We start from the raw sequence: 20,330 nt of genomic DNA on the forward strand, positions 1-20,330 counted from the left end.
GCATAGGTCATGGCACAACATGGTGCATTAGCCACACTGAAAGACCTGGCTGAAAAAGAGGTAGATGACGCCGCTGTCTTATTGGGAGAGATGCGTCGTGGCTGTCAGCAGGCGGAAGAGCAGTTGAAAATGCTGATCGATTATCAGCATGAGTACCGCAACAATCTGAACAGTGACATGGGTCAGGGTATTACCAGTAATCGCTGGATCAATTACCAACAATTTATTCAGACGCTGGAAAAAGCGATTGAGCAACACCGCCAACAGCTCAATCAGTGGACGCAGAAAGTAGACCAGGCATTGAACAGTTGGCGCGACAAAAAACAACGTTTACAGGCGTGGCAGACTCTGCAGGACAGACAAACCTCGGCGGCGTTACTGGCCGAAAACCGCCTGGATCAGAAAAAAATGGATGAATTTGCTCAGCGCGCAGCTATGAGGAAACCCGAATGATTACTTTACCCCAACTGATTACCACCGACACCGACGTAGCCGCAGGTCTTCAGTCAGGCAAAGCGGTTGATTCACCCGAGGATTTTTTAGCGCTGCTGGCGGGTGCATTAGGTGCGGACAACGCGCAGGGTAAAGACGCCCCGCTGTCGTTTGCCGACTTACAGGCGGCCGGTAGCAAACTGCAAAAAGGGTTATTGCAAAAAAATGGCGATTCAGCACCGTCGCTCAAGTTGACCGAACTACTGGCGCAAAAAGAGATGCACACTGATGCTTCTCTTGTCGACATGACAGACGCTCAGCAACTGTTGTCTGCCCTCACGCCCTCACTGAAAGTTAATGCCCTGACGACTCTGGGCAAAGTCGCTCAGCAGGATGAAAAAAACACCGCACTGAGCGATGAGGATCTCGCCAACCTGAGCGCGTTGTTCGCCATGCTGCCAGGACAACCGCAGTCCACGCCTGCCGTCGACAGCGCGCCAGCCCCCGTTGATGCGACGCTTTCGGCGTTGTCACGAGGTTCGGTACACAGCGCTATCGCCGATAATGCTGGCGAATTGCTGCCAGGTGATGCCAAAAAAGGCAAAGCGGATATTGCAACGCCTGCCAGCAGCGTAGATCAGACAAACAATCCGACATTAACCCCGTTGACGGCAGCGGCGACGACCAGAGCGGAAATTGAAAGCTCCCCTTCGCCGACCAGCATTGGCATGACGACGGCGCCGTTAAGTGGCCCGCAGTCCCACGCTCAGCCGTTACCGACCGCCGCACCTGTGCTAAGCGCGCCATTGGGTAGCCAGGAATGGCAGCAATCACTAAGCCAGCACGTCACTCTGTTTACTCGCCAGGGCCAGCAAAGCGCAGAACTGCGTCTGCATCCACAGGATCTGGGCCAGGTGCACATTTCCCTCAAGCTGGATGACAATCTCGCGCAGTTGCAAATGGTATCGCCACACAGTCACGTGCGCGCTGCGCTGGAAGCTGCATTACCGATGCTGCGTACGCAGTTGGCTGAAAGCGGGATCCAGCTTGGGCAAAGCAGTATCAGCAGTGAAAGCTTTGCCGGTAATCAGCAGTCTTCCGGGCAGCAACAGCAGGCGGGTCGCGCTCAGGGACAAGACATTTTTGCCGCTGAAGATGACGCCGTACTGGCAGCGCCAGCCTCACTGCAAGCCGCAGCACGCGGTGATGGCGCAGTAGACATCTTCGCCTAACGCCAGAGGTAGCATGATTATCCGCGTCTTTTCCACGCTTTGTCGTGGACAGGACACGGGATAATCAGCCCATAAGCTGTACCGAAACAGGAAGCCCGTATCTGATGACTGACTCCGCGATTAACAAAAAAAGTAAACGCGCTATTTGGATCCCTCTGCTGGTATTGATTACCCTCGCCGCCTGCGCAACTGCGGGTTATAGCTACTGGCGCATGCAGCAGCAGCCGTCCGCCAGCGTCAAAGCGGAACCGGCTCCACCGCCAGCCCCGGTATTCTTTGCGCTGGATACCTTTACCGTCAATCTGGGTGATGCGGACCGTGTACTGTATATCGGTATCACGCTGCGCATGAAAGACGAGGCAACGCGTTCACGTCTTAACGAATATCTGCCGGAAGTGCGCAGCCGCTTGCTGCTGCTGTTCTCTCGTCAGAACGCGGCTACGCTCGCCACCGAAGAAGGTAAGCAACAGCTCATTGCCGCCATCAAAGAGACGCTCGCGACTCCGCTCGTTGTTGGGCAACCCAAACAGGTTGTCACCGACGTTCTTTATACAGCTTTTATTCTGCGGTAAAGACATGGGCGACAGTATTCTTTCTCAGGCTGAAATCGACGCATTGCTTAATGGCGATAGCGAAACTAAAGACGAACCCATTTCCGGTATCGCAAAAGAAAGCGATATTCGTCCTTACGATCCCAACACCCAGCGCCGCGTGGTACGTGAGCGTTTACAGGCGCTGGAGATCATTAACGAACGCTTCGCGCGCCAGTTCCGTATGGGGTTATTTAACCTGTTGCGCCGTAGCCCGGATATTACCGTGGGTGCGATCCGTATCCAGCCATACCACGAGTTTGCGCGCAACTTACCGGTTCCGACCAACCTGAACTTAATCCACCTGAAGCCGCTGCGCGGTACGGGTCTGGTGGTGTTCTCACCGAGTCTGGTATTTATCGCCGTCGATAACCTGTTCGGCGGTGATGGCCGCTTCCCGACGAAAGTGGAAGGCCGCGAATTTACCCATACCGAACAGCGCGTTATCAACCGCATGCTGAAGCTGGCGCTGGAAAGCTACAGCGACGCGTGGAAGGCCATCAATCCGCTGGAAGTGGAATACGTTCGTTCCGAGATGCAGGTGAAATTTACCAATATCACCACGTCTCCTAACGACATCGTGGTCAATACCCCATTCCACGTTGAAATTGGCAACCTGACCGGTGAATTTAACATCTGTCTGCCATTCAGCATGATTGAACCGTTGCGTGAGCTGCTGGTGAACCCGCCGCTGGAAAACTCGCGTAATGAAGATCAGAACTGGCGCAATAATCTGGTGCGTCAGGTTCAGCATTCTGAGCTGGAGCTGGTGGCAAACTTTGCTGACATTCCGCTGCGGCTATCCCAGATTTTAAAACTGAAACCCGGCGATGTACTGCCGATTGAAAAACCCGACCGCATTATTGCTCATGTGGACGGCGTGCCTGTACTGACCAGCCAGTATGGCACGGTGAACGGTCAGTATGCGTTACGCGTAGAACATCTGATAAACCCGATTTTGAATTCGCTGAATGAGGAACAGCCCAAATGAGTGATATGAATAATCCGTCCGATGAGAACACTGGTGCATTGGACGATCTGTGGGCTGACGCGTTAAACGAGCAAAAAACCACGCCCACCAAAAGTGCGGCCGATGCGGTATTCCAGCAGTTAGGTGGCGGCGACGTCAGCGGTGCCTTGCAGGACATCGACCTGATCATGGACATTCCGGTCAAACTGACCGTCGAATTGGGCCGAACCCGCATGACCATCAAAGAGCTGCTGCGTCTGACGCAGGGTTCGGTCGTCGCGTTGGATGGTCTGGCGGGCGAGCCGCTGGATATCCTGATCAACGGTTACCTGATTGCCCAGGGTGAAGTGGTGGTTGTCGCAGACAAATACGGAGTACGTATCACCGACATTATTACCCCATCTGAACGCATGCGCCGTCTGAGCCGTTAATCATGAATACCCAGGCTACAGTTTCTCAGCCAGCCGCCGTACCCGGCTCACCGCTGGTTCAGGTAAGCGGCGCGCTGCTTGGGATCATCGTATTGATCCTGGCTGCAGCCTGGGTGATTAAGCGTATGGGGTTTGCCCCCAAAAGCGCCGGTACGCGCGGACTGAAAGTTGCGGCAAGTACCTCACTGGGTCCACGTGAGCGCGTGGTGATTGTTGAGGTTGAAGATGCGCGCCTGGTACTGGGCGTCACGGCCTCGCAAATTAACGTGTTGCACACCCTGCCCCCGGCGCCTGCTGATGCAGAAGAAAAACCGGCCTCCCCCGCGGATTTCCAGGCCATGATGAAGAGTTTGCTTAAGCGTCCCGGGAGATCCTGATGCGCCGTTTGTTATCCATCACGCTGGCAGGCTTATGGCTTTTCAGCCCAGTAGCCCTCGCCCAGCTCCCGGGTCTGGTTAGCCAGCCGCTGCCTGGCGGCGGACAAAGCTGGTCTTTACCCGTGCAAACGCTGGTGTTTATCACCTCGCTGACGTTCCTGCCCGCCATTTTATTGATGATGACCAGCTTCACCCGCATCATCATCGTTTTCGGTCTGTTACGAAATGCGCTGGGAACCCCTTCGGCCCCCCCGAACCAGGTGCTACTGGGCCTGGCGCTATTTTTGACCTTTTTCATCATGTCGCCGGTAATCGACAAAATCTACGTCGACGCATATCAGCCGTTCAGCGAAGAGAAAATCTCTATGCAGGAAGCCATGGAGAAAGGCGCACAGCCGCTGCGCGAGTTTATGTTGCGCCAGACCCGTGAAGCCGATCTGGCACTCTTCGCGCGCTTAGCAAACAGCGGTCCCCTACAGGGTCCAGAAGCCGTACCGATGCGGATTTTGCTTCCAGCCTATGTCACCAGCGAGCTGAAAACGGCATTCCAGATAGGCTTTACCATTTTTATTCCGTTTCTGATTATCGACCTGGTCATCGCCAGCGTGCTGATGGCGCTCGGGATGATGATGGTCCCCCCGGCCACGATCGCGCTACCGTTCAAGCTGATGCTGTTTGTGTTGGTAGACGGTTGGCAATTGCTTGTCGGCTCGCTAGCTCAAAGCTTTTACAGTTAGAGGCGCGAAATGACACCTGAATCGGTCATGATGATGGGCACAGAGGCGATGAAAGTCGCCCTGGCCCTTGCCGCACCTTTGCTGTTGGTCGCCCTCGTCACAGGTCTTATCATCAGTATTTTGCAGGCGGCGACCCAGATAAACGAAATGACGCTGTCCTTCATTCCCAAAATTGTCGCGGTTTTTATTGCCATCATTGTTGCCGGCCCGTGGATGCTTAACCTGCTGCTCGACTACGTACGTACGCTGTTCAGCAATATCCCCTACATCATCGGGTAGATGACATTATGCTGCAGGTGACCAGCGTTGAGTGGCTCCACTGGCTGAATCTTTACTTCTGGCCTTTGCTGCGCATCCTGGCGCTCATCTCAACGGCTCCAATTCTCAGCGAGCGCGCGATCCCCAAACGAGTAAAACTGGGGCTGGGGTTAATGATAACCGTCGTTATCGCTCCGTCGATTCCCCCGGTAGACGTCCCTATCTTTTCTATCGTGGCGCTATGGCAGGCAATGCAACAAATCCTGATCGGCATCGCTCTGGGCTTCACTATGCAGTTTGCGTTCGCGGCAGTACGTACCGCCGGGGAATTAATTGGTCTGCAAATGGGTCTCTCCTTCGCAACCTTCTTTGATCCCGGCAGCCGTCTGAATATGCCGGTACTGGCGAGACTGATCGACATGCTCGCCATGCTGTTATTCCTGACTTTTAACGGCCATTTGTGGCTTATTTCGCTGTTGGTGGATACATTTCATACCTTGCCAATCGGCGGCAATCCGGTGAACAGCAATGCGTTTCTCGCGCTGGCGCGGGCGGGTAGCCTGATTTTCCTCAACGGGCTAATGTTGGCCCTGCCGATAATGACGCTGCTACTCACCCTAAACCTCGCACTCGGTCTGTTGAATCGCATGGCTCCTCAGCTGTCGATTTTCGTCATCGGTTTTCCACTCACCCTCGCCGTGGGTATTTCATTAATGGCGGCCCTGATGCCATTAATTGCGCCATTCTGCGAGCGATTATTCAGCGAAATTTTTAATTTGTTGGCTGATATTGTCAGCGAAATGCCCGGAAAATAATAACCCTTAATTTTTATCCTGTTTTACTAAGGATTGTCCTAAATTTAAAAAGCGACAACATCCACCAGGATATCTCTGTCGCGGTTTATTTATTATTGACTCACTCACATAACGCAACATTTACTTTACTTTAAGATGTTTCCTGGCAAATTATACGCAACTTTACGGGATAGTAATTTCGCCTGAAAAACAGCGAAAGCGTCATCTTGGGTCGTTATTATTCCGTTTAGTTGTGATGAAAATAATCAGGTAAGGGGAATTATCGTTACGCATTGAGTGAGGGTATGCCATGTCAACGATTATTATGGATTTGTGCAGTTACACCCGGCTAGGGTTGACCGGATATCTGGTAAGTCGGGGGGTGAAGAAAAGGGAAATCAACAACATTTCCAACGTTGAGGAGCTCAGTCTCGCCTGTGTCTCTCAACAGCCCGCTGTGGTGTTTATTAATGAGGACTGCTTTATCCACGATCCTGCTAATAGCCAGCAAATAAAGCAAATCATTAATCAGCATCCCGGCACATTATTTATTGTGTTTATGGCAATTGCCAACGTGCATTTTGATGAGTATCTATTAGTCAGAAAAAATTTATTGATTAGTTCTAAGTCGATTAAACCAGATTCACTGGATGAACTCCTTGGCGATATTCTGAAAAAAGAAGTAGATTTTGTCATTGATGTGAATCTACCGACATTATCATTGAGCCGTACCGAGTCCAGCATGCTACGCATGTGGATGGAGGGTCAGGGAACAATACAGATATCCGACCAAATGAATATCAAAGCCAAGACCGTGTCATCCCATAAGGGGAATATAAAACGAAAGATAAAGACGCATAATAAGCAAGTTATCTATCACGTTGTGAGACTCACCGATAACGTTACCAATGGTATCTTTGTGAATACGCGCTAACACGTTCTGACTGGTGGCGAATCCACCAGTCAGGATCATGCAGCAAAACTCACCTTATTCTACTTTTTCCACGAAGATACCATCCTGATGACCTGTTTCATTAAAGAACCAGATACCGAGCGGGTAGTCTTCCAGCGAAACCAGGTACATGGTGCCTTCACTAAACTCTTCGATAGCCAGTACCACGCCCGGTCGACGAGGACCGCCGTCCGTTTTGACTGTGACCCGATCATTCACCTTCATAGTTTTCCTCCTGTGGCTTTGTGCCAGTGTAGAACAATTTCCTTTTTCTGGCAGCGCCCGCCTCGCGCGATTGCGGGTTTTATCGACGGTCTATACTTAAGTTGTGCGTATCTGATGTTTGGATGCGCTCCCCCGGTATCCTTAACGGTTGAGAGGTATGAGGATGAAAACCGCGAAAGAGTACAGCGATACGGCCAAACGTGAAGTCAGCGTCGATGTGGACGCGCTACTGAAGGCAATCAACGAAATCTGCGAGAGTGAAATTCATCGCAGTCAGGATGACCCGGAACGCGTCAGCGTCGACGGACGTGATTACCACACGTGGCATGAACTGGCCGACGCGTTCGAGCTTGATATCCATGATTTTAGCGTGTCGGAGATCAATCGCTGACTGAGGGCGAAAAAAATCCCGGCCCTTATCGGGTCGGGATCAAGCTTGCTTATGCAAGAAGCACTTGAAAATTCGTTACACCAGGAAATCTGATGTGAAACAAACCTTATCTGCAATTTTTTTGCCTGACAAGTAAATAATTCTCACTGAAATGATAAATATAACTAATGATTGAAAGATCACCCGGTTACGCGCACCCCGGTGTTCAGGCATCCTGGCAGAGCTTTCTTCGCTCGCCCGGCACCAGTTCATCTTCACGGAATGCTTCCCGTTTGACGCCAAAGCCGTCGTACCAGCGACACTCCACCATTCCGCTGGCATACCCGGTAACGATCATGCGTGGGCCACCCTCTTTGGAGGTGACTTCCTCACTGACAGAAAAGACCATACCTGCCTCCTGTATCAAGAGAAACCTTTACACCTTAGACGACAAAGAAGGGTTTTGCGTAATCAACCCTACGACAATTAGTGCGAAACTCCGCGCACTCTGGCGACGGCTTTCACCAGCAGCACCACTATTGCGCCAATGATAAATCCGAGCACCAGATTCAGCAGGGTCGGAAGCATCAGCGCAATCAATGCACTTTGCTGTTGGGCAAAATGTTCAATCGCATGATGCAGCGGTGTTATTCCGTGCACCACAATTCCGCCGCCAACCAAAAACATCGCCAGCGTGCCGACCACGGAAAGTGTTTTCATAAGCCAGGGGGCAACAACCAGCAATCCTTTACCCAGCGACTGGGCCAGCGTACTGCGCTTTTCTGCCAACCAGTATCCGATATCATCGAGCTTAACGATAATCCCGACCAGGCCGTAGACCCCCACTGTCACCACTAACGCGATGCCAGATAACACCAACACCTGATTCAACAATGGCGCATCCGCTACGATCCCCAGCGTAATCGCGACAATCTCAGCAGATAAAATAAAGTCGGTACGTATCGCCCCTTTGATTTTATCTTTCTCAAAGGTGAGCGGATCCTGTGCTGCCAATGATGTCAGACGCTGCTGACGCTCTTGCGGGGTTTCTTTGTGCTTACGCGCTTCCAGGGTATGGAGAACTTTTTCTACACCTTCAAAACAGAGGAACGCCCCGCCTACCATTAATAAGGGGGTGATCGCCCAGGGAATGAAGGCGCTTATCAATAGCGCCAACGGCACAAGGATAACTTTGTTAACAAACGATCCTTTCGAGACGCTCCAGACCACCGGGAGTTCGCGGTTCGCCCGCACACCCGACACCTGCTGCGCGTTAAGCGACAGATCATCGCCCAGCACACCCGCGGTTTTTTTCGCGGCCAGTTTTCCCATGACAGAGATATCATCCAGCAAAGTGGCGATATCATCGAGTAAGGTCAATAAGCTACTTCCTGCCAAAATTTTTACCCTCAATATTATTTTTTTGCAGTCATAAGTATGAAGTAAAACACGCAATGCTGAAACTGACCTTTCTGGTCAACAAATTTTTAACATCAGCACGTAATTATAAATCTCGCCAGCAAGATAGTTTTGACGTTTACTATGTTGCACCTTTTTATTTCCACCGTGAGGGATTATGCGTTTCAGGCAATTGCTACCGCTTTTCAGTGCGCTTTTCGCGCTGTACATCATTTGGGGTTCCACGTACTTCGTTATTCGCATTGGCGTTGAAAGCTGGCCACCGTTGATGATGGCTGGCGTTCGTTTTCTCTCTGCGGGGATTTTATTAACAGCATTCTTACTTATCCGCGGACATAAGCTGCCGCCTCTGCGCGTGCTCCTGAACGCCGCGTTAATTGGTATCCTGCTGCTGGCTGTCGGTAACGGACTGGTCACCGTCGCAGAACATCAAAACGTGCCTTCCGGTATTGCCGCCGTGGTGGTCGCCACCGTTCCGCTGTTTACGCTGTGTTTTAGCCACTTTTTTGGCATCAAAACGCGCAAACTTGAATGGATGGGGATCGCAATTGGACTCGCGGGGATCATCATGCTGAACAGCGGTGGTAATTTGAGCGGTAATCCATGGGGAGCAATTTTAATCCTGATAGGTTCGATAAGCTGGGCGTTTGGCTCAGTGTACGGCTCGCGCATAACGTTACCCGTTGGCATGATGGCCGGAGCCATTGAAATGTTAGCCGCCGGTATTGTGCTGATGTGCGCCTCGCTGATTTCCGGGGAAAAGTTGACCACTATGCCGACGTTTTCAGGCTTTATGGCGGTCGCCTATCTGGCCGTGTTTGGTTCTATTATTGCCATCAACGCGTACATGTACTTGATCCGCAACGTCAGCCCGGCATTAGCCACCAGCTATGCCTACGTTAATCCGGTTGTCGCCGTACTGTTAGGTACCGGCCTGGGAGGTGAAAGTCTGGCGCCCATCGAATGGCTGGCGCTTGGCGTGATTGTATTTGCGGTGGTACTGGTCACACTCGGTAAATACTTATTTCCCATTAAAGCGGACGCCGTTGCAACCCCGTCGGAAAAGACGTTACAGTAAATGGATACCGAGGGTGTCGATCTGCGCACTTGCGCCACCGCCGCAGATCCACTCGATGACGCGTTCGGACAACGCGTCATCCCCCAGCTTTTCGCGCCCACGCAGGGCGCACTCCCAGACAATCAGTACGCGCCAGCCCAGAGCCTGCAATTTTTCGCAATCCCGCGCGTCACGCTGAACATTTTTGCCTATTTTTTCCAGCCAGAACGCTGTTCGTGTTGCGGGGACTTTGAATAGATAGCAGTTGTGATGATGCCAGAAACAGCCGTGGGTAAAAATCACACAACGATAATCATCCACCACGAAATCGGGACGACCGGGTAACGTCGCATCCTGCACGCGAAACGTTACCCCCTGCTCTGCCAGTACGCTGGCAAGGCGTTTTTCAATTGCGGTATCGCGGGTTGCTATCGCCCGCATATTTTTACTGCGCGTCGCTTTATCGTGAACGTCTGCCATGCAGTTTCTCTTTCTCGCGAATAGCAACCGCCTGTTTGATTTTTGGCTCCAGCAGTCTGGCTACCGCCGCAAATGCCGGGACGACCACCGAATTACCAAACTGACGATAAGCCTGTGTGTCTGACACCGGGATCCTGAACTGATAGCCCTGAGGTGATTCAAATCCCATCAGGCGCGCGCACTCTCTGGGCGTCAGCCTGCGCGGACGGTATCGCTGATTGTGCGGATCATCAAAATCCTTTTCACCCAGCGCCATATCCCAACCGCGGTCGATCAGGATCTCCGCCCCATCTTTATAGTAACGCGCCGATAATGTACGCGTTACGCAATCGGGATTGCCGGGATACACCATGCCATAGCCAAATCCATTGCCCCGTGCCTGATGCTTTTTCGCATAACGATACAGATATTTCCACAGCACCGGCGTGAGCACATATTTGGCATCGACGGTCGGCTCAAGTAGCTCCGCCAGCGTCGTACGCCGCTGAGGATAGCGGGAGACAATATCGCGCAGCGTGAAGTCTGATTTCAGATTCAGATCGCGGCGAAAGCCGACGAGCACAATACGTTCGCGATGCTGGGGCAAAAAATGTTGACCATCGATAATTTTCGGATCGTCCGGCCCGTTATCGTGTGCATCAGCCACGTCATAACCCAGCTCATCCAGCGTTTGCATAATGATGCGGAACGTTTTCCCCTGATCGTGACTCTTCAGGTTTTTGACGTTTTCGAGCACAAATATTGCCGGCCGACGCGCATCAATGATGCGCACCACGTCAAAAAAAAGTGTGCCTTGCGTATCGCAGGCGAAGCCATGAGCCCGCCCTAACGCGTTTTTCTTTGATACACCGGCCAGAGAGAATGGCTGACAAGGAAATCCCGCCAGCAGCACGTCATGCTGCGGAACATGCTGGCGGATATGTTCCGCCGCCTGCTGGTCGCTCACCCCATCATGATGACTGAGGGTGATATCGCGAATATCTTCATTAAAATGGTGCTGGTGAGGATCGCAGTAGTGATTCGCTTTGTAGGTGCGCACCGCATGCTTGTTCCACTCACTGGTAAACACGCACTGCCCGCCAATCGCCTCAAAGCCGCGACGAATGCCGCCAATACCGGCAAAAAGATCGATAAAGCGAAAAGCATAATGTGGATGATGCGCAGGCGGCCTCGGCAGCAAGTCGTTCAGATGAGCCAACTCACCGTCGCTGAGGCGATGCCACGTTTCATTGGCAACCACTCGCTTGAAGATGGCCGGACTCCAGCGGTTCTCGCCAACACCATTCAGATGAGCAACCAGCGTTTTCACGTCATATATTTCAAGCAAATTAGCCAAAATCACCTGTGCGGCGGCCTCGTTATCATCTGTCATCGGGTTCATGGAACCTGCTACTGAAAAATTATCCTGCATACATTTAACCGGCCGAAATGGATAGCTGACAGGTTAACATAAATTAGCGCGGTTGACTTTGCGGCTGTACTGGCGACTAACGCAGCTTAAAGGGTTGAATCGCGTCAAGATCCAGCATTTCATATTCTCCTTTTAACTCCGCACTCAGCTTCGCCATGTACGTCAGTAAGAAGTCAGCATTATGTTGCGCCAAATGCCGACCGTGTTCAGTTTGCATCGTCAGCGGCAGCGTCAGCAATTTGGTCTGGAAGTGATCGAGTGCGTACTGTTTATCATCAAGGCTACGCTGTCGGGCAAACGGATCTTCCGCATCAAACAGCGCCACGCCTAACGCGCCGGACACGGCAAATACCCGTGCTAAACCAATTGCGCCCAACGCCTCAAGCCGGTCAGCATCCTGCACGATTTTGGCTTCAAGGGTTTCTGGTACGATTTTGGCGCTGAAACTGTGCGCCTCAATAGCATGGCACACGGCAGGTAATCGTTGTTGTGGGAAATCAGGAAAATCACGCTTCAAAACGCGACGCGTTTCCTGGGCTGCCAGTACCGACGAACGATGACGTTCGGGATGGTTCTTCGGTAAACTGACGAGATCGTGGAAGTAGCACGCCGTCAGCACCACCAGCCAGTCTACGGTCACATCCATGCTCAACTTTTGTGATGTCATCCAGACGCGACGAAAATGAAAGATGTCATGGGCAGCGTCGTGCCCGGAATGATTGTCACGTAACCATGCTTCAAATTTCGACTGCCAGTACTGTAGTTCCATACTCTCGCTCTTCGCAGAAAGAAAACCACCTTAGCAACAATTCTCATGTCAGACTACCGTCGACGCTTTTTTATCATCAATACATATTACTCACCCAATAAGTATCACTATAATGGATATATAAATTCATTATTCAAAACAAGCAGATCAATTATAATCCCGCATGCAAAATAAATAACAAATATCAATAATATACATTTAACAAGATAAAATAAAAGAAATCATAACTATATGATAAAAAATACATTTATATGGATAATATTAATTCAAACGTCATGCAGTTTTAATTATATAAAAGCAACAATGAAACATTTTGAAATATCTTAAATACATTTGTTACATGTTATATTTAAAATTAAATGAACTTCATAGATAGTATTCAAATGTAGTCTTTCAGATAGCGCTACATATTCATTTTAATTATTATATAAAGGGAATACATAATGAAAAGAAAAGTACTGGCACTGCTTCTCCCTGCCTTATTCGCTGCAAGCGCAGCAAATGCGGCTGAAATTTATAATAAGAACGGCAATAAAATTGATTTTTACGGCAAGATGGTAGGCGAACGCATCTGGTCGAATACGGATAGCAGTAACAGTGAAAATGCTGACACCTCTTACGCCCGTTTTGGGGTGAAAGGTGAAACCCAGATCAGCAACGAGTTGACAGGTTTTGGTCAGTTTGAACACAACCTCGACGCCAGCAATGCGGAAGGATCTCAGGGGCAAAAAACCCGTCTGGCCTTCGCGGGCCTGAAATATGCGGATTACGGCTCATTTGATTACGGTCGTAACTATGGCGTAGCCTACGATGCGGCAGCCTACACCGATATGCTGGTTGAATGGGGTGGCGATTCATGGGCTGCGACGGATAATTTCATGACCGGTCGTACCAACGGCGTGGCGACCTACCGCAACACAGACTTCTTCGGCATGGTTGAGGGTCTTGATTTCGCGCTACAGTACCAGGGCAAGAATCACGATGACGATTACGCTAAAGCAAATGGCGACGGCTACAGCATGTCGGTGGACTACAACGTAGATGGCTTTGGTTTCGTCGCGGTATATGGTAAATCCGACCGTACGGATAAACAATCCATCGATGGCTATGGCAGCAACGCTGAAGTCTGGTCTCTGGCAGCAAAATATGACGCCAACAGCGTTTATGCGGCAGCGATGTATGGCGAAACGCGTAATATGACCAAAACCGGAACCGATCGCGGTTTTGCAAACAAAACGCAAAACCTTGAAGCAGTCGTTCAATATCAGTTCGACTTTGGTCTGCGTCCATCTCTGGGTTACGTTTACTCGCAGGGTAAAGACCTGGCCGGCGGTGTTAACGCTGACCGCGTGAATTACGTCGAGCTTGGCACCTGGTACTACTTCAATAAAAATATGAACGTCTACACAGCGTATAAATTTAACCTGCTGGATAAAGAAGACGGCGCAATTACTGGCAACGCAGTTGATGATCAGTTTGCCATGGGTATTGTGTACCAGTTCTAATCTCCACAAACTCAAAAGCCCGCACTGCGGGCTTTTTTTTTGTTCAACGAAGCGTATTTTTTACCACACGGGCATTACAACGATAAACTTGTGAGGATACTCAAAGAAAAAGACATCCATGAGAACTGTCGTTGAAAGCAAGGCGTGCAAGTGCTTGAATAGTGGCGGAGAGAGGGGGATTTGAACCCCCGGTAGAGTTACCCCTACTCCGGTTTTCGAGACCGGTCCATTCAGCCGCTCTGGCATCTCTCCGTTTTGGCGGTTGCCATGATGCCAGGTAATTTGGCATTTTAACAGACCCAGTTCCGTCAATTTCGTTCAAGTGACGAGTTTGCGAGCAAAACGATGATTAAGTGGCCCTGGAAAGAACAAGAAGCAACCCGGAGTGACGATTGGCCGTGGGACGACGCCCTGGCTATTCCCCTTTTGGTGAATCTCACCGAGCAAGAACAAGCCAGACTTATTGCCCTGGCCGAGCGCTTTTTACAACAAAAAAGATTAGTCGCTCTTCAGGGGTTTGAGCTGGACCCGCTAAAAAGTGCGCGCATCGCTCTGCTATTCTGTTTACCTGTTCTGGAAATGGGGATTGAGTGGCTTGACGGGTTTCATGAAGTTCTCATCTACCCTGCCCCATTTGTCGTAGACGATGAATGGGAAGACGATATTGGGCTGGTGCATAATCAACGCGTGGTACAGTCCGGGCAGAGTTGGCAACAAGGCCCGATAATCCTCAACTGGCTTGATATTCAGGATTCCTTTGATGCCTCCGGCTTTAATCTGATCATCCATGAAGTGGCGCACAAGCTTGATATGCGTAATGGCGATCGTGCCAGCGGTATTCCGGCGATTCCCCTGCGCGATATCGCCGGTTGGGAACACGACCTGCATGCTGCAATGAACAATATTCAGGATGAGATCGATCTGGTTGGAGAAACTGCGTGCAGTATAGATGCCTACGCAGCGACCGATCCTGCTGAATGCTTTGCCGTGCTATCCGAGTATTTTTTCAGTGCTCCTGAATTATTTGCTCCGCGTTTTCCTGCCTTATGGCAACGTTTCATCCAGTTTTATCGCCAGAACCCCATGGAGCGGTTAGGCGATACCCGGGGGGACGACGATTATCGCTCACCAAACACGCATTAACACTGAATTTGAAGATTAATTAACCAATTGAAATGACGCGCTAATTTTACTGTTGACACCTCATGATGAGGTCAGTAATATGCGCCTCGTTCACACGATTCCTCTGTAGTTCAGTCGGTAGAACGGCGGACTGTTAATCCGTATGTCACTGGTTCGAGTCCAGTCAGAGGAGCCAAATTTAAGAAGCTCGCTTAAGGAAACTTAAGCGGGCTTTTTGCTTTTCACGTCTGTGTAAAAGCTGCCTCTATAAGCGCTCAGTCTGCCATAACTCCCCATTCCATGCCGCATCACATCGTTGATTAAAGTTGTGTAAATGTAAATCGTTTAAACTTTGCAATTATTGTAAGTGCTAGTGATTATCATTTATTGTACGCGAACCAAAAAAACGAGCCCTGACTCGGTTCACTGTATGTTCCAATTACTCTGGGATAAAAACGATGAATGCTCTAACTCGCACCGGATTGCGCCGTATCACGCTTGCCTCTGCCCTCTTCTTCTCTGTCAGCCTGCCGGCTTTCGCTCAGGAAACGTTAACGCTTTACACCACCCGTGAACCGGGCCTGATCCAGCCTTTACTTGATAGCTGGACTAAAACCAGCGGTATCAAAGTAAGTACGGTCTATATCAAAGACGGTATGCTTGAGCGTGTTAAGGCTGAAGGCAAAAACTCCCCTGCCGACCTGCTGATGACCGTCGATGCCGGAAATCTCATCGATTTAGTTGAAGCCGGCGTCACCCAGCCGGTAGAGTCAGAAGCGCTGAAAGCCGCCATTCCGGCGAATCTGCGCGGCGCGGATAATCAGTGGTTTGCGCTTTCTATGCGCGCCCGCGTACTGTATGCCGAGAAGTCGCTGCCAATCGATAACTGGCATTACGAACAGCTCGCCAGCCCAGAATACAAAGGTAAAGTTTGTATTCGTTCCGGTCAGCACCCCTACAACACGGCGCTGATCGCCGCGATGATTGCCCATCATGGTGAAGCTAAAACCGAAGAATGGCTACGCGGTGTCAAGGCTAACCTGGCGCGTAAAGCCACCGGCGGCGATCGCGATGTTGCCCGCGATATCCTCGGTGGAATTTGTGATATTGGTCTGGCCAACTCCTATTATGTCGGCCATATGAAAAACGCCAAAGAAGGCAGCGATGCTCGTCAGTGGGGCGATGCCATTAAAGTCGTTAAACCAACCTTTGAAAATGGCGGTACGCACGTCAACATCAGCGGCGCTGCCGTTGCCCGCTATGCGCCAAATAAAACCGATGCCGTTAAGCTGATGGAATATCTGGTTTCCGCGCCTGCCCAGCAGCAGTATGCGAAAGCGAACTTCGAATATCCGGTACTGAAAGGCGTAACGCTTGACCCAGTCATTAGCGCCACAATCGGTGAAATCGACGTCGATAAAACGCCGCTCACCGAGATCGTGAAGTATCGTAAACAAGCTAGCCTGCTGGTAGATAAAGTTGGATTCGATCAATAAATCGCTGCAGTTTCCGACGTTACGCGGCCTGGTTTCCGGGCCGCAGTCATTATTAACGCCGTTGCATCTTGGCGCATTGTGCGTCGCGCTTGGCGTCCTGACCCCCATCGTTGCGCTGATCTGGCAGGCCACCCAGGCTGATTTATCCCACTGGGATAATCTTATGACATTTGTACTGCCCTCAGCGCTAAAAAACACCGTGCTGTTGCTAGCGGGTGTCGCGATAATGGTTGGCGTCATTGGCGTAGGCAGCGCATGGGCGGTAACGGCATGGGATTTCCCTGGGCGAAAAATTCTCAGTTGGGCGCTGCTGTTGCCGCTGGCAATGCCGACCTACATCGTTGCCTTCGCATGGCTCGATCTGCTGCATCCGATTGGCCCCCTGCAAACCTTTATCCGTTTCTTACTGGGCTTTGACAGCCCGCGACAGTTCCGCCTGCCCGATTTACGTTCCCTTTCCGGCGCAATAATCTTGCTCGGATTAGTACTTTATCCTTACGTGTACCTGACAACCCGCGCCATGTTTATCAGCCAGCCGGCCCATCTGTTGGAAGCTGCACGTACGCTGGGTTGCAGCGCAACCGGGACTTTTTTTCGTGTTGCTCTCCCCATGGCTCGCCCGGCACTGGCCGTCGGGATCAGTCTGGCGCTGCTGGAGACGCTTAACGATATTGGCGCGTCGGAATTTCTCGGGGTACAAACGTTAACCGTTACCGTATACACCACATGGATCTCTCGCTCTGATTTATCTGCCGCAGCGCAAATCGCCTGCATGATGCTGATGTTTATATTCTTTATTCTGACGCTGGAATTTTATGGCCGCAGAAAACAGGGATTCAGCAGCCGTAGCCTGCGGGAAATTCAACCCACCCGCGTGCAAGGCTGGCGTGGCTGGCTACTCGGTGTCGTTATTTCGCTGCCGGTTGTGCTGGGCTTTCTGGCCCCGGTGCTGTTTTTAATCTGGGAAAGCGCCAAACGTATAGGTGACGAGAGCCCTATATCCTCCTCGTTACTGTCTGCATTACAAAATACGTTATCACTGGCCGCGGGAACCACGTTGGTGGTGGTTTGCGTCAGTATGTTGGTAGCCTGGAGCGCGCGGCATAGCGCCGCAGACAACGCGATGCCAGGATTTCGCCGTGGTGTAATGCGTCTGGCTTCTTTAGGCTACGCGGTTCCCGGTACAATTCTGGCAATTGGTTTTTTAACCCCCGCCATGGCAGTCGACCGCTGGCTGGCAGATTTACTGGATGTTCGCGGCCTGCCGCTGATGTCCGCCGGGATCCTGCTGGTAATTTGTTGTGCCATGCGTTTCCAGGCGATTGCTATCGGCGCACTGGATTCCGGCTTGGGCCGCATTCCGCCTTCGCTGGAGCAGGCTTCTCGTCTGTTGGGTGAGAATGGTGCGGGCACATTTGCACGGGTTCATTTCCCATTGCTGCGCCCGGCGTTAGTGAGTAGCGCCCTGCTGGTTTTTGCCGATGCCATGAAAGAACTGCCAACAACGTTGCTGTTGCGCCCGGTAAACTTCGAAACGCTGGCAACGTTGCTGTATGCAGAAGCCGCCCGTGGAACCTATGAAGAAGGTGCTATCGCCGCGCTAATGATTGTTTTAGCTGGCACGCTACCGGTTATTTTGTTGGTGCGTCACCAGATGACTCGCCGTGGTTAAGAGAGTAACAATGTCAGAAATTGCATTACGACTCCAGGATGTGCATGTTGCCTACGGCAACAGCCAGCAATCGGTGCTGAGCGGGTTTTCAATGTCGGTACGTAAAGGAGAGATCGCCTGTCTACTGGGCGCTTCAGGTTGCGGAAAAACCACCGTGTTACGCGCAGTTGCCGGATTTGAACGGCTGCGAAGCGGAGAGATCTATGTGTCGCAGCGCCGCGTTGCCGGTTCCGGTGTTCATCTGCCGCCGGAAAAACGGCATGTCGGCATGGTCTTTCAGGAATATGCGTTATTCCCTCACCTGACCGCGCAACAAAACGTGGCCTTTGGGTTACGACGTATGCCGCGTGAGCAGCAGCAGGTCCGGGTGGCGGAGCTGTTAAAAATGGTGGAGTTGCACAGTCATGCCGACCGTTATCCGCATGAACTGTCCGGCGGTCAACAGCAGCGTATCGCTCTTGCGCGCGCGCTGGCGCCGCATCCGGAAATCCTGCTGCTCGATGAGCCTTTCTCCAGCCTTGATAAGCGCACGCGTGAGCGTCTTGGCAACGAGGTGCGGGATATTTTGCGTGCCGCCGGGCAAACGGCACTGCTGGTTACACACAGCGAACACGAGGCGCAGCTAATGGCAGACCATATTGGCGTGGTAAAAATGGGACAGTATCAAATTAAAAAAGCGACCACCCAGACTAAAGGTCACAGAGTCGCCTTGAAAATTAGTAATGGGTCTGAATCAGACTGATATTCACCGGCATGCCGGAGCGTCTTTCCAGTGCCTGATTTCCGCGACTCATATCCACGTCATTCCCGCTGATGAAGGTGCGCAGCGCGGGGGTGACTGGCAAGGGAACTTTTCTGTCAGACTCGTATTCCGACCGGTTTCGTGACAGTGGTTCATGCACTTCCACCCAGCGACTACCGTCCGGCTCTACGCTGTATTTCACCGGTCGGTCTATCAGTTGCACACGCGTCCCTACCGGTACGGTATCAAACAGATATTTAATGTCGTCATTACGCAAACGGATACACCCCTGACTTACCCGCAGACCAATACCGAAATTCGCATTTGTGCCATGAATGGCATAAAGCCTGCCGATATAAATCGCATACAGTCCCATCGGGTTATCAGGCCCGGCAGGAACAAACGCCGGCAGGCTTTCCCCACGTGCTGCGTATTCGCGCCGGGTATTCGGCGTAGGCGTCCAGCTTGGTGCTTCCTGCTTACGTTCTACCGCCGTCACCCAGTTACGCGGCGTTTCTCTACCCGCCTGGCCAATGCCAATGGGTAAAACCTCAACCGTATTGCTGCCAGCGGGATAATAGTAAAGGCGCATTTCTGCGACGTTGATTACGATCCCCTCGCGTACAGTATCCGGTAATATCAGTTGCTGTGGCACAACCAGCGTAGAGCCAGACTTAGGCAGAAAAACATCCACGCCGGGATTGGCCTCCAGCATATTGCTCAACCCCTGTCCGTACTGCGCGGCAAAAGCTTCCAACGGCTGAGTGTTTCCTGAAGGTACCGTAATGGTCAAAGGGCTCCCCACCAGGCGACTGCCTTCAGGCGGGAGCGGATAACTCACCGCCTGCGCGCTCTGACTCACGAGCAGCATAATGAGTGAACAAAGCAGTTTTACACGACGCATCTTTTTCCTTTCCTTCGCCGCAGCAGATATCCGTTAATTATAGCTTTTATTATCTGTTTTAGTGGGTTACGCCTAAAATCCGCATAAAAAAGCCGCCTGAGGCTAATGCAGTTCAGTTAACGCCTCTGTATCAGAAAGCATCACCTGTGTTGGCAGAAGTTATGAATATGCTATCTCACGGTAAGGGTTCCGTTCACCTCATGTGCATCGTTTCTCTGAAACACCGATTCCTGTGAACGTGTAAAGGGCGTTCTCCGCCACGCCCTTTACAATCCCGGCTCCCGGCGGGAAAATTGCCACTTCGTGGTCCCCTCCGTTTATTCCTCCAGGCTACCGGGCCGGGCGCGAGGTAGCGTCCCTGCAAAACGCGCCCTGAACCCGCATC

24 protein-coding genes and 2 tRNA genes are annotated in these 20,330 nt (G+C 51.5%); 18 read left to right on the forward strand and 8 right to left on the reverse strand.

Annotation, left to right across the window (positions count from 1 at the left end):
• Positions 1 to 9 precede the first annotated feature (9 nt).
• The 10 genes from fliJ to rcsA all read left to right on the forward strand — a co-directional run bounded on the left by fliJ (position 10) and on the right by rcsA (position 6,755).
• Positions 10 to 453 carry a flagellar export protein FliJ gene (gene fliJ / locus OGV75_RS18700; protein WP_016153491.1) on the forward strand — a complete coding sequence of 148 codons (444 nt, stop codon included), beginning with the start codon at positions 10 to 12 and terminating at the stop codon, positions 451 to 453.
• Positions 450 to 1,664: a flagellar hook length control protein FliK gene (gene fliK / locus OGV75_RS18705; RefSeq protein ID WP_200010682.1), complete on the forward strand. Its 1,215-nt coding sequence runs from the start codon at positions 450 to 452 to the stop codon at positions 1,662 to 1,664. The genes fliJ and fliK overlap by 4 nt, the downstream gene beginning before the upstream one ends.
• Positions 1,665 to 1,768: 104 nt before the next feature.
• Positions 1,769 to 2,236: a flagellar basal body-associated protein FliL gene (gene fliL, locus OGV75_RS18710; protein ID WP_016153493.1), complete on the forward strand. Its 468-nt coding sequence runs from the start codon at positions 1,769 to 1,771 to the stop codon at positions 2,234 to 2,236.
• A 4-nt stretch (positions 2,237 to 2,240) separates the two neighbouring features.
• The gene (gene fliM, locus OGV75_RS18715; protein ID WP_003030434.1) at positions 2,241 to 3,245 is read left to right on the forward strand and encodes a flagellar motor switch protein FliM; all 1,005 of its coding nucleotides are present in this window, start codon (positions 2,241 to 2,243) and stop codon (positions 3,243 to 3,245) included.
• Entirely contained in the window at positions 3,242 to 3,655 is a 414-nt protein-coding gene (gene fliN, locus OGV75_RS18720; RefSeq protein ID WP_003030433.1) for a flagellar motor switch protein FliN, read from the forward strand. Before fliM ends, fliN begins: the two co-directional genes overlap by 4 nt.
• On the forward strand, positions 3,655 to 4,032 hold the full coding sequence (fliO, locus tag OGV75_RS18725) for a flagellar biosynthetic protein FliO (protein ID WP_029139581.1): 378 nt from the start codon (positions 3,655 to 3,657) through the stop codon (positions 4,030 to 4,032). Before fliN ends, fliO begins: the two co-directional genes overlap by 1 nt.
• Positions 4,032 to 4,769 carry a flagellar type III secretion system pore protein FliP gene (fliP, locus tag OGV75_RS18730; protein ID WP_006684053.1) on the forward strand — a complete coding sequence of 246 codons (738 nt, stop codon included), beginning with the start codon at positions 4,032 to 4,034 and terminating at the stop codon, positions 4,767 to 4,769. The genes fliO and fliP overlap by 1 nt, the downstream gene beginning before the upstream one ends.
• 9 nt (positions 4,770 to 4,778) lie before the next feature.
• Entirely contained in the window at positions 4,779 to 5,048 is a 270-nt protein-coding gene (gene fliQ / locus OGV75_RS18735; protein WP_003030425.1) for a flagellar biosynthesis protein FliQ, read from the forward strand.
• A gap of 8 nt (positions 5,049 to 5,056) precedes the next feature.
• On the forward strand, positions 5,057 to 5,842 hold the full coding sequence (fliR, locus tag OGV75_RS18740) for a flagellar biosynthetic protein FliR (RefSeq protein ID WP_016153496.1): 786 nt from the start codon (positions 5,057 to 5,059) through the stop codon (positions 5,840 to 5,842).
• A gap of 289 nt (positions 5,843 to 6,131) precedes the next feature.
• Entirely contained in the window at positions 6,132 to 6,755 is a 624-nt protein-coding gene (gene rcsA, locus OGV75_RS18745) for a transcriptional regulator RcsA (protein WP_016153497.1), read from the forward strand.
• A 54-nt stretch (positions 6,756 to 6,809) separates the two neighbouring features.
• Here rcsA and dsrB read toward each other — a convergent pair whose 3' ends face one another.
• A complete protein-coding gene (dsrB, locus tag OGV75_RS18750; protein WP_016156846.1) occupies positions 6,810 to 6,998 on the reverse strand; it encodes a protein DsrB in 189 nt (62 codons plus the stop codon).
• A gap of 163 nt (positions 6,999 to 7,161) precedes the next feature.
• Here dsrB and yodD point away from each other — a divergent pair, with 163 nt between their 5' ends.
• On the forward strand, positions 7,162 to 7,389 hold the full coding sequence (gene yodD / locus OGV75_RS18755; protein ID WP_003030417.1) for a YodD family peroxide/acid resistance protein: 228 nt from the start codon (positions 7,162 to 7,164) through the stop codon (positions 7,387 to 7,389).
• Positions 7,390 to 7,594: 205 nt separating this feature from the next.
• Here yodD and OGV75_RS18760 read toward each other — a convergent pair whose 3' ends face one another.
• Together OGV75_RS18760 and OGV75_RS18765 are read right to left on the reverse strand one after the other, a co-directional pair.
• Positions 7,595 to 7,777 carry a YodC family protein gene (locus OGV75_RS18760; protein ID WP_016153498.1) on the reverse strand — a complete coding sequence of 61 codons (183 nt, stop codon included), beginning with the start codon at positions 7,775 to 7,777 and terminating at the stop codon, positions 7,595 to 7,597.
• Between the two features lie 77 nt (positions 7,778 to 7,854).
• Positions 7,855 to 8,766: a DUF808 domain-containing protein gene (locus tag OGV75_RS18765; protein ID WP_286481007.1), complete on the reverse strand. Its 912-nt coding sequence runs from the start codon at positions 8,764 to 8,766 to the stop codon at positions 7,855 to 7,857.
• Between the two features lie 178 nt (positions 8,767 to 8,944).
• Here OGV75_RS18765 and yedA point away from each other — a divergent pair, with 178 nt between their 5' ends.
• A complete protein-coding gene (yedA, locus tag OGV75_RS18770; protein ID WP_016156848.1) occupies positions 8,945 to 9,865 on the forward strand; it encodes a drug/metabolite exporter YedA in 921 nt (306 codons plus the stop codon).
• Here the strand turns inward: yedA and OGV75_RS18775 are convergent.
• The 3 genes from OGV75_RS18775 to OGV75_RS18785 form a co-directional block, all read right to left on the reverse strand.
• The gene (locus OGV75_RS18775; RefSeq protein WP_047357991.1) at positions 9,857 to 10,324 is read right to left on the reverse strand and encodes a very short patch repair endonuclease; all 468 of its coding nucleotides are present in this window, start codon (positions 10,322 to 10,324) and stop codon (positions 9,857 to 9,859) included. The genes yedA and OGV75_RS18775 overlap by 9 nt on opposite strands.
• Positions 10,305 to 11,735 carry a DNA cytosine methyltransferase gene (locus OGV75_RS18780; protein WP_286481008.1) on the reverse strand — a complete coding sequence of 477 codons (1,431 nt, stop codon included), beginning with the start codon at positions 11,733 to 11,735 and terminating at the stop codon, positions 10,305 to 10,307. Before OGV75_RS18780 ends, OGV75_RS18775 begins: the two co-directional genes overlap by 20 nt.
• 76 nt (positions 11,736 to 11,811) lie before the next feature.
• Complete coding sequence (locus tag OGV75_RS18785; protein ID WP_137380348.1) at positions 11,812 to 12,504, reverse strand: phosphohydrolase; 693 nt, start codon at positions 12,502 to 12,504, stop codon at positions 11,812 to 11,814.
• Positions 12,505 to 12,947: 443 nt separating this feature from the next.
• Here OGV75_RS18785 and OGV75_RS18790 point away from each other — a divergent pair, with 443 nt between their 5' ends.
• Positions 12,948 to 14,009 (forward strand): porin, encoded by a 1,062-nt coding sequence (locus OGV75_RS18790; protein ID WP_053389321.1) that lies wholly within the window; start codon positions 12,948 to 12,950, stop codon positions 14,007 to 14,009.
• Between the two features lie 162 nt (positions 14,010 to 14,171).
• Here the strand turns inward: OGV75_RS18790 and OGV75_RS18795 are convergent.
• Positions 14,172 to 14,261: transfer RNA gene (locus OGV75_RS18795), tRNA-Ser, on the reverse strand.
• Positions 14,262 to 14,354: 93 nt separating this feature from the next.
• Between OGV75_RS18795 and mtfA the strand changes: the two genes are divergently transcribed.
• From mtfA to OGV75_RS18820, 5 genes are all read left to right on the forward strand, one after another.
• The gene (gene mtfA / locus OGV75_RS18800) at positions 14,355 to 15,152 is read left to right on the forward strand and encodes a DgsA anti-repressor MtfA (protein ID WP_019077083.1); all 798 of its coding nucleotides are present in this window, start codon (positions 14,355 to 14,357) and stop codon (positions 15,150 to 15,152) included.
• A 99-nt stretch (positions 15,153 to 15,251) separates the two neighbouring features.
• Positions 15,252 to 15,327 (forward strand) — tRNA-Asn (locus OGV75_RS18805).
• A gap of 262 nt (positions 15,328 to 15,589) precedes the next feature.
• The gene (locus OGV75_RS18810) at positions 15,590 to 16,627 is read left to right on the forward strand and encodes an extracellular solute-binding protein (protein WP_286481009.1); all 1,038 of its coding nucleotides are present in this window, start codon (positions 15,590 to 15,592) and stop codon (positions 16,625 to 16,627) included.
• Positions 16,611 to 18,299 (forward strand): ABC transporter permease, encoded by a 1,689-nt coding sequence (locus OGV75_RS18815; RefSeq protein WP_286481010.1) that lies wholly within the window; start codon positions 16,611 to 16,613, stop codon positions 18,297 to 18,299. The genes OGV75_RS18810 and OGV75_RS18815 overlap by 17 nt, the downstream gene beginning before the upstream one ends.
• A 10-nt stretch (positions 18,300 to 18,309) precedes the next feature.
• Positions 18,310 to 19,041 carry an ABC transporter ATP-binding protein gene (locus OGV75_RS18820; protein ID WP_286481011.1) on the forward strand — a complete coding sequence of 244 codons (732 nt, stop codon included), beginning with the start codon at positions 18,310 to 18,312 and terminating at the stop codon, positions 19,039 to 19,041.
• On the opposite strand, the gene ldtA is transcribed toward OGV75_RS18820, so the two are convergent.
• Complete coding sequence (gene ldtA / locus OGV75_RS18825) at positions 19,016 to 19,945, reverse strand: L,D-transpeptidase (protein WP_016153509.1); 930 nt, start codon at positions 19,943 to 19,945, stop codon at positions 19,016 to 19,018. The genes OGV75_RS18820 and ldtA overlap by 26 nt on opposite strands.
• Positions 19,946 to 20,330 lie beyond the last annotated feature (385 nt).

The sequence above is a fragment of the Citrobacter sp. Cb028 genome (assembly GCF_030336705.1).
GTDB lineage: Bacteria > Pseudomonadota > Gammaproteobacteria > Enterobacterales > Enterobacteriaceae > Citrobacter > Citrobacter braakii.

Coding starts and splice junctions, on each gene's coding strand:
- fliJ (WP_016153491.1), top strand. CDS start 10: ATGGCACAACATGGTGCATTAGCCACACTGAAAGACCTGGCTGAAAAA.
- fliK (WP_200010682.1), top strand. CDS start 450: ATGATTACTTTACCCCAACTGATTACCACCGACACCGACGTAGCCGCA.
- fliL (WP_016153493.1), top strand. CDS start 1,769: ATGACTGACTCCGCGATTAACAAAAAAAGTAAACGCGCTATTTGGATC.
- fliM (WP_003030434.1), top strand. CDS start 2,241: ATGGGCGACAGTATTCTTTCTCAGGCTGAAATCGACGCATTGCTTAAT.
- fliN (WP_003030433.1), top strand. CDS start 3,242: ATGAGTGATATGAATAATCCGTCCGATGAGAACACTGGTGCATTGGAC.
- fliP (WP_006684053.1), top strand. CDS start 4,032: ATGCGCCGTTTGTTATCCATCACGCTGGCAGGCTTATGGCTTTTCAGC.
- fliQ (WP_003030425.1), top strand. CDS start 4,779: ATGACACCTGAATCGGTCATGATGATGGGCACAGAGGCGATGAAAGTC.
- fliR (WP_016153496.1), top strand. CDS start 5,057: ATGCTGCAGGTGACCAGCGTTGAGTGGCTCCACTGGCTGAATCTTTAC.
- rcsA (WP_016153497.1), top strand. CDS start 6,132: ATGTCAACGATTATTATGGATTTGTGCAGTTACACCCGGCTAGGGTTG.
- dsrB (WP_016156846.1), bottom strand. CDS start 6,998: ATGAAGGTGAATGATCGGGTCACAGTCAAAACGGACGGCGGTCCTCGT.
- yodD (WP_003030417.1), top strand. CDS start 7,162: ATGAAAACCGCGAAAGAGTACAGCGATACGGCCAAACGTGAAGTCAGC.
- OGV75_RS18760 (WP_016153498.1), bottom strand. CDS start 7,777: ATGGTCTTTTCTGTCAGTGAGGAAGTCACCTCCAAAGAGGGTGGCCCA.
- yedA (WP_016156848.1), top strand. CDS start 8,945: ATGCGTTTCAGGCAATTGCTACCGCTTTTCAGTGCGCTTTTCGCGCTG.
- OGV75_RS18775 (WP_047357991.1), bottom strand. CDS start 10,324: ATGGCAGACGTTCACGATAAAGCGACGCGCAGTAAAAATATGCGGGCG.
- OGV75_RS18780 (WP_286481008.1), bottom strand. CDS start 11,735: ATGCAGGATAATTTTTCAGTAGCAGGTTCCATGAACCCGATGACAGAT.
- OGV75_RS18785 (WP_137380348.1), bottom strand. CDS start 12,504: ATGGAACTACAGTACTGGCAGTCGAAATTTGAAGCATGGTTACGTGAC.
- OGV75_RS18790 (WP_053389321.1), top strand. CDS start 12,948: ATGAAAAGAAAAGTACTGGCACTGCTTCTCCCTGCCTTATTCGCTGCA.
- mtfA (WP_019077083.1), top strand. CDS start 14,355: ATGATTAAGTGGCCCTGGAAAGAACAAGAAGCAACCCGGAGTGACGAT.
- OGV75_RS18810 (WP_286481009.1), top strand. CDS start 15,590: ATGAATGCTCTAACTCGCACCGGATTGCGCCGTATCACGCTTGCCTCT.
- OGV75_RS18820 (WP_286481011.1), top strand. CDS start 18,310: ATGTCAGAAATTGCATTACGACTCCAGGATGTGCATGTTGCCTACGGC.
- ldtA (WP_016153509.1), bottom strand. CDS start 19,945: ATGCGTCGTGTAAAACTGCTTTGTTCACTCATTATGCTGCTCGTGAGT.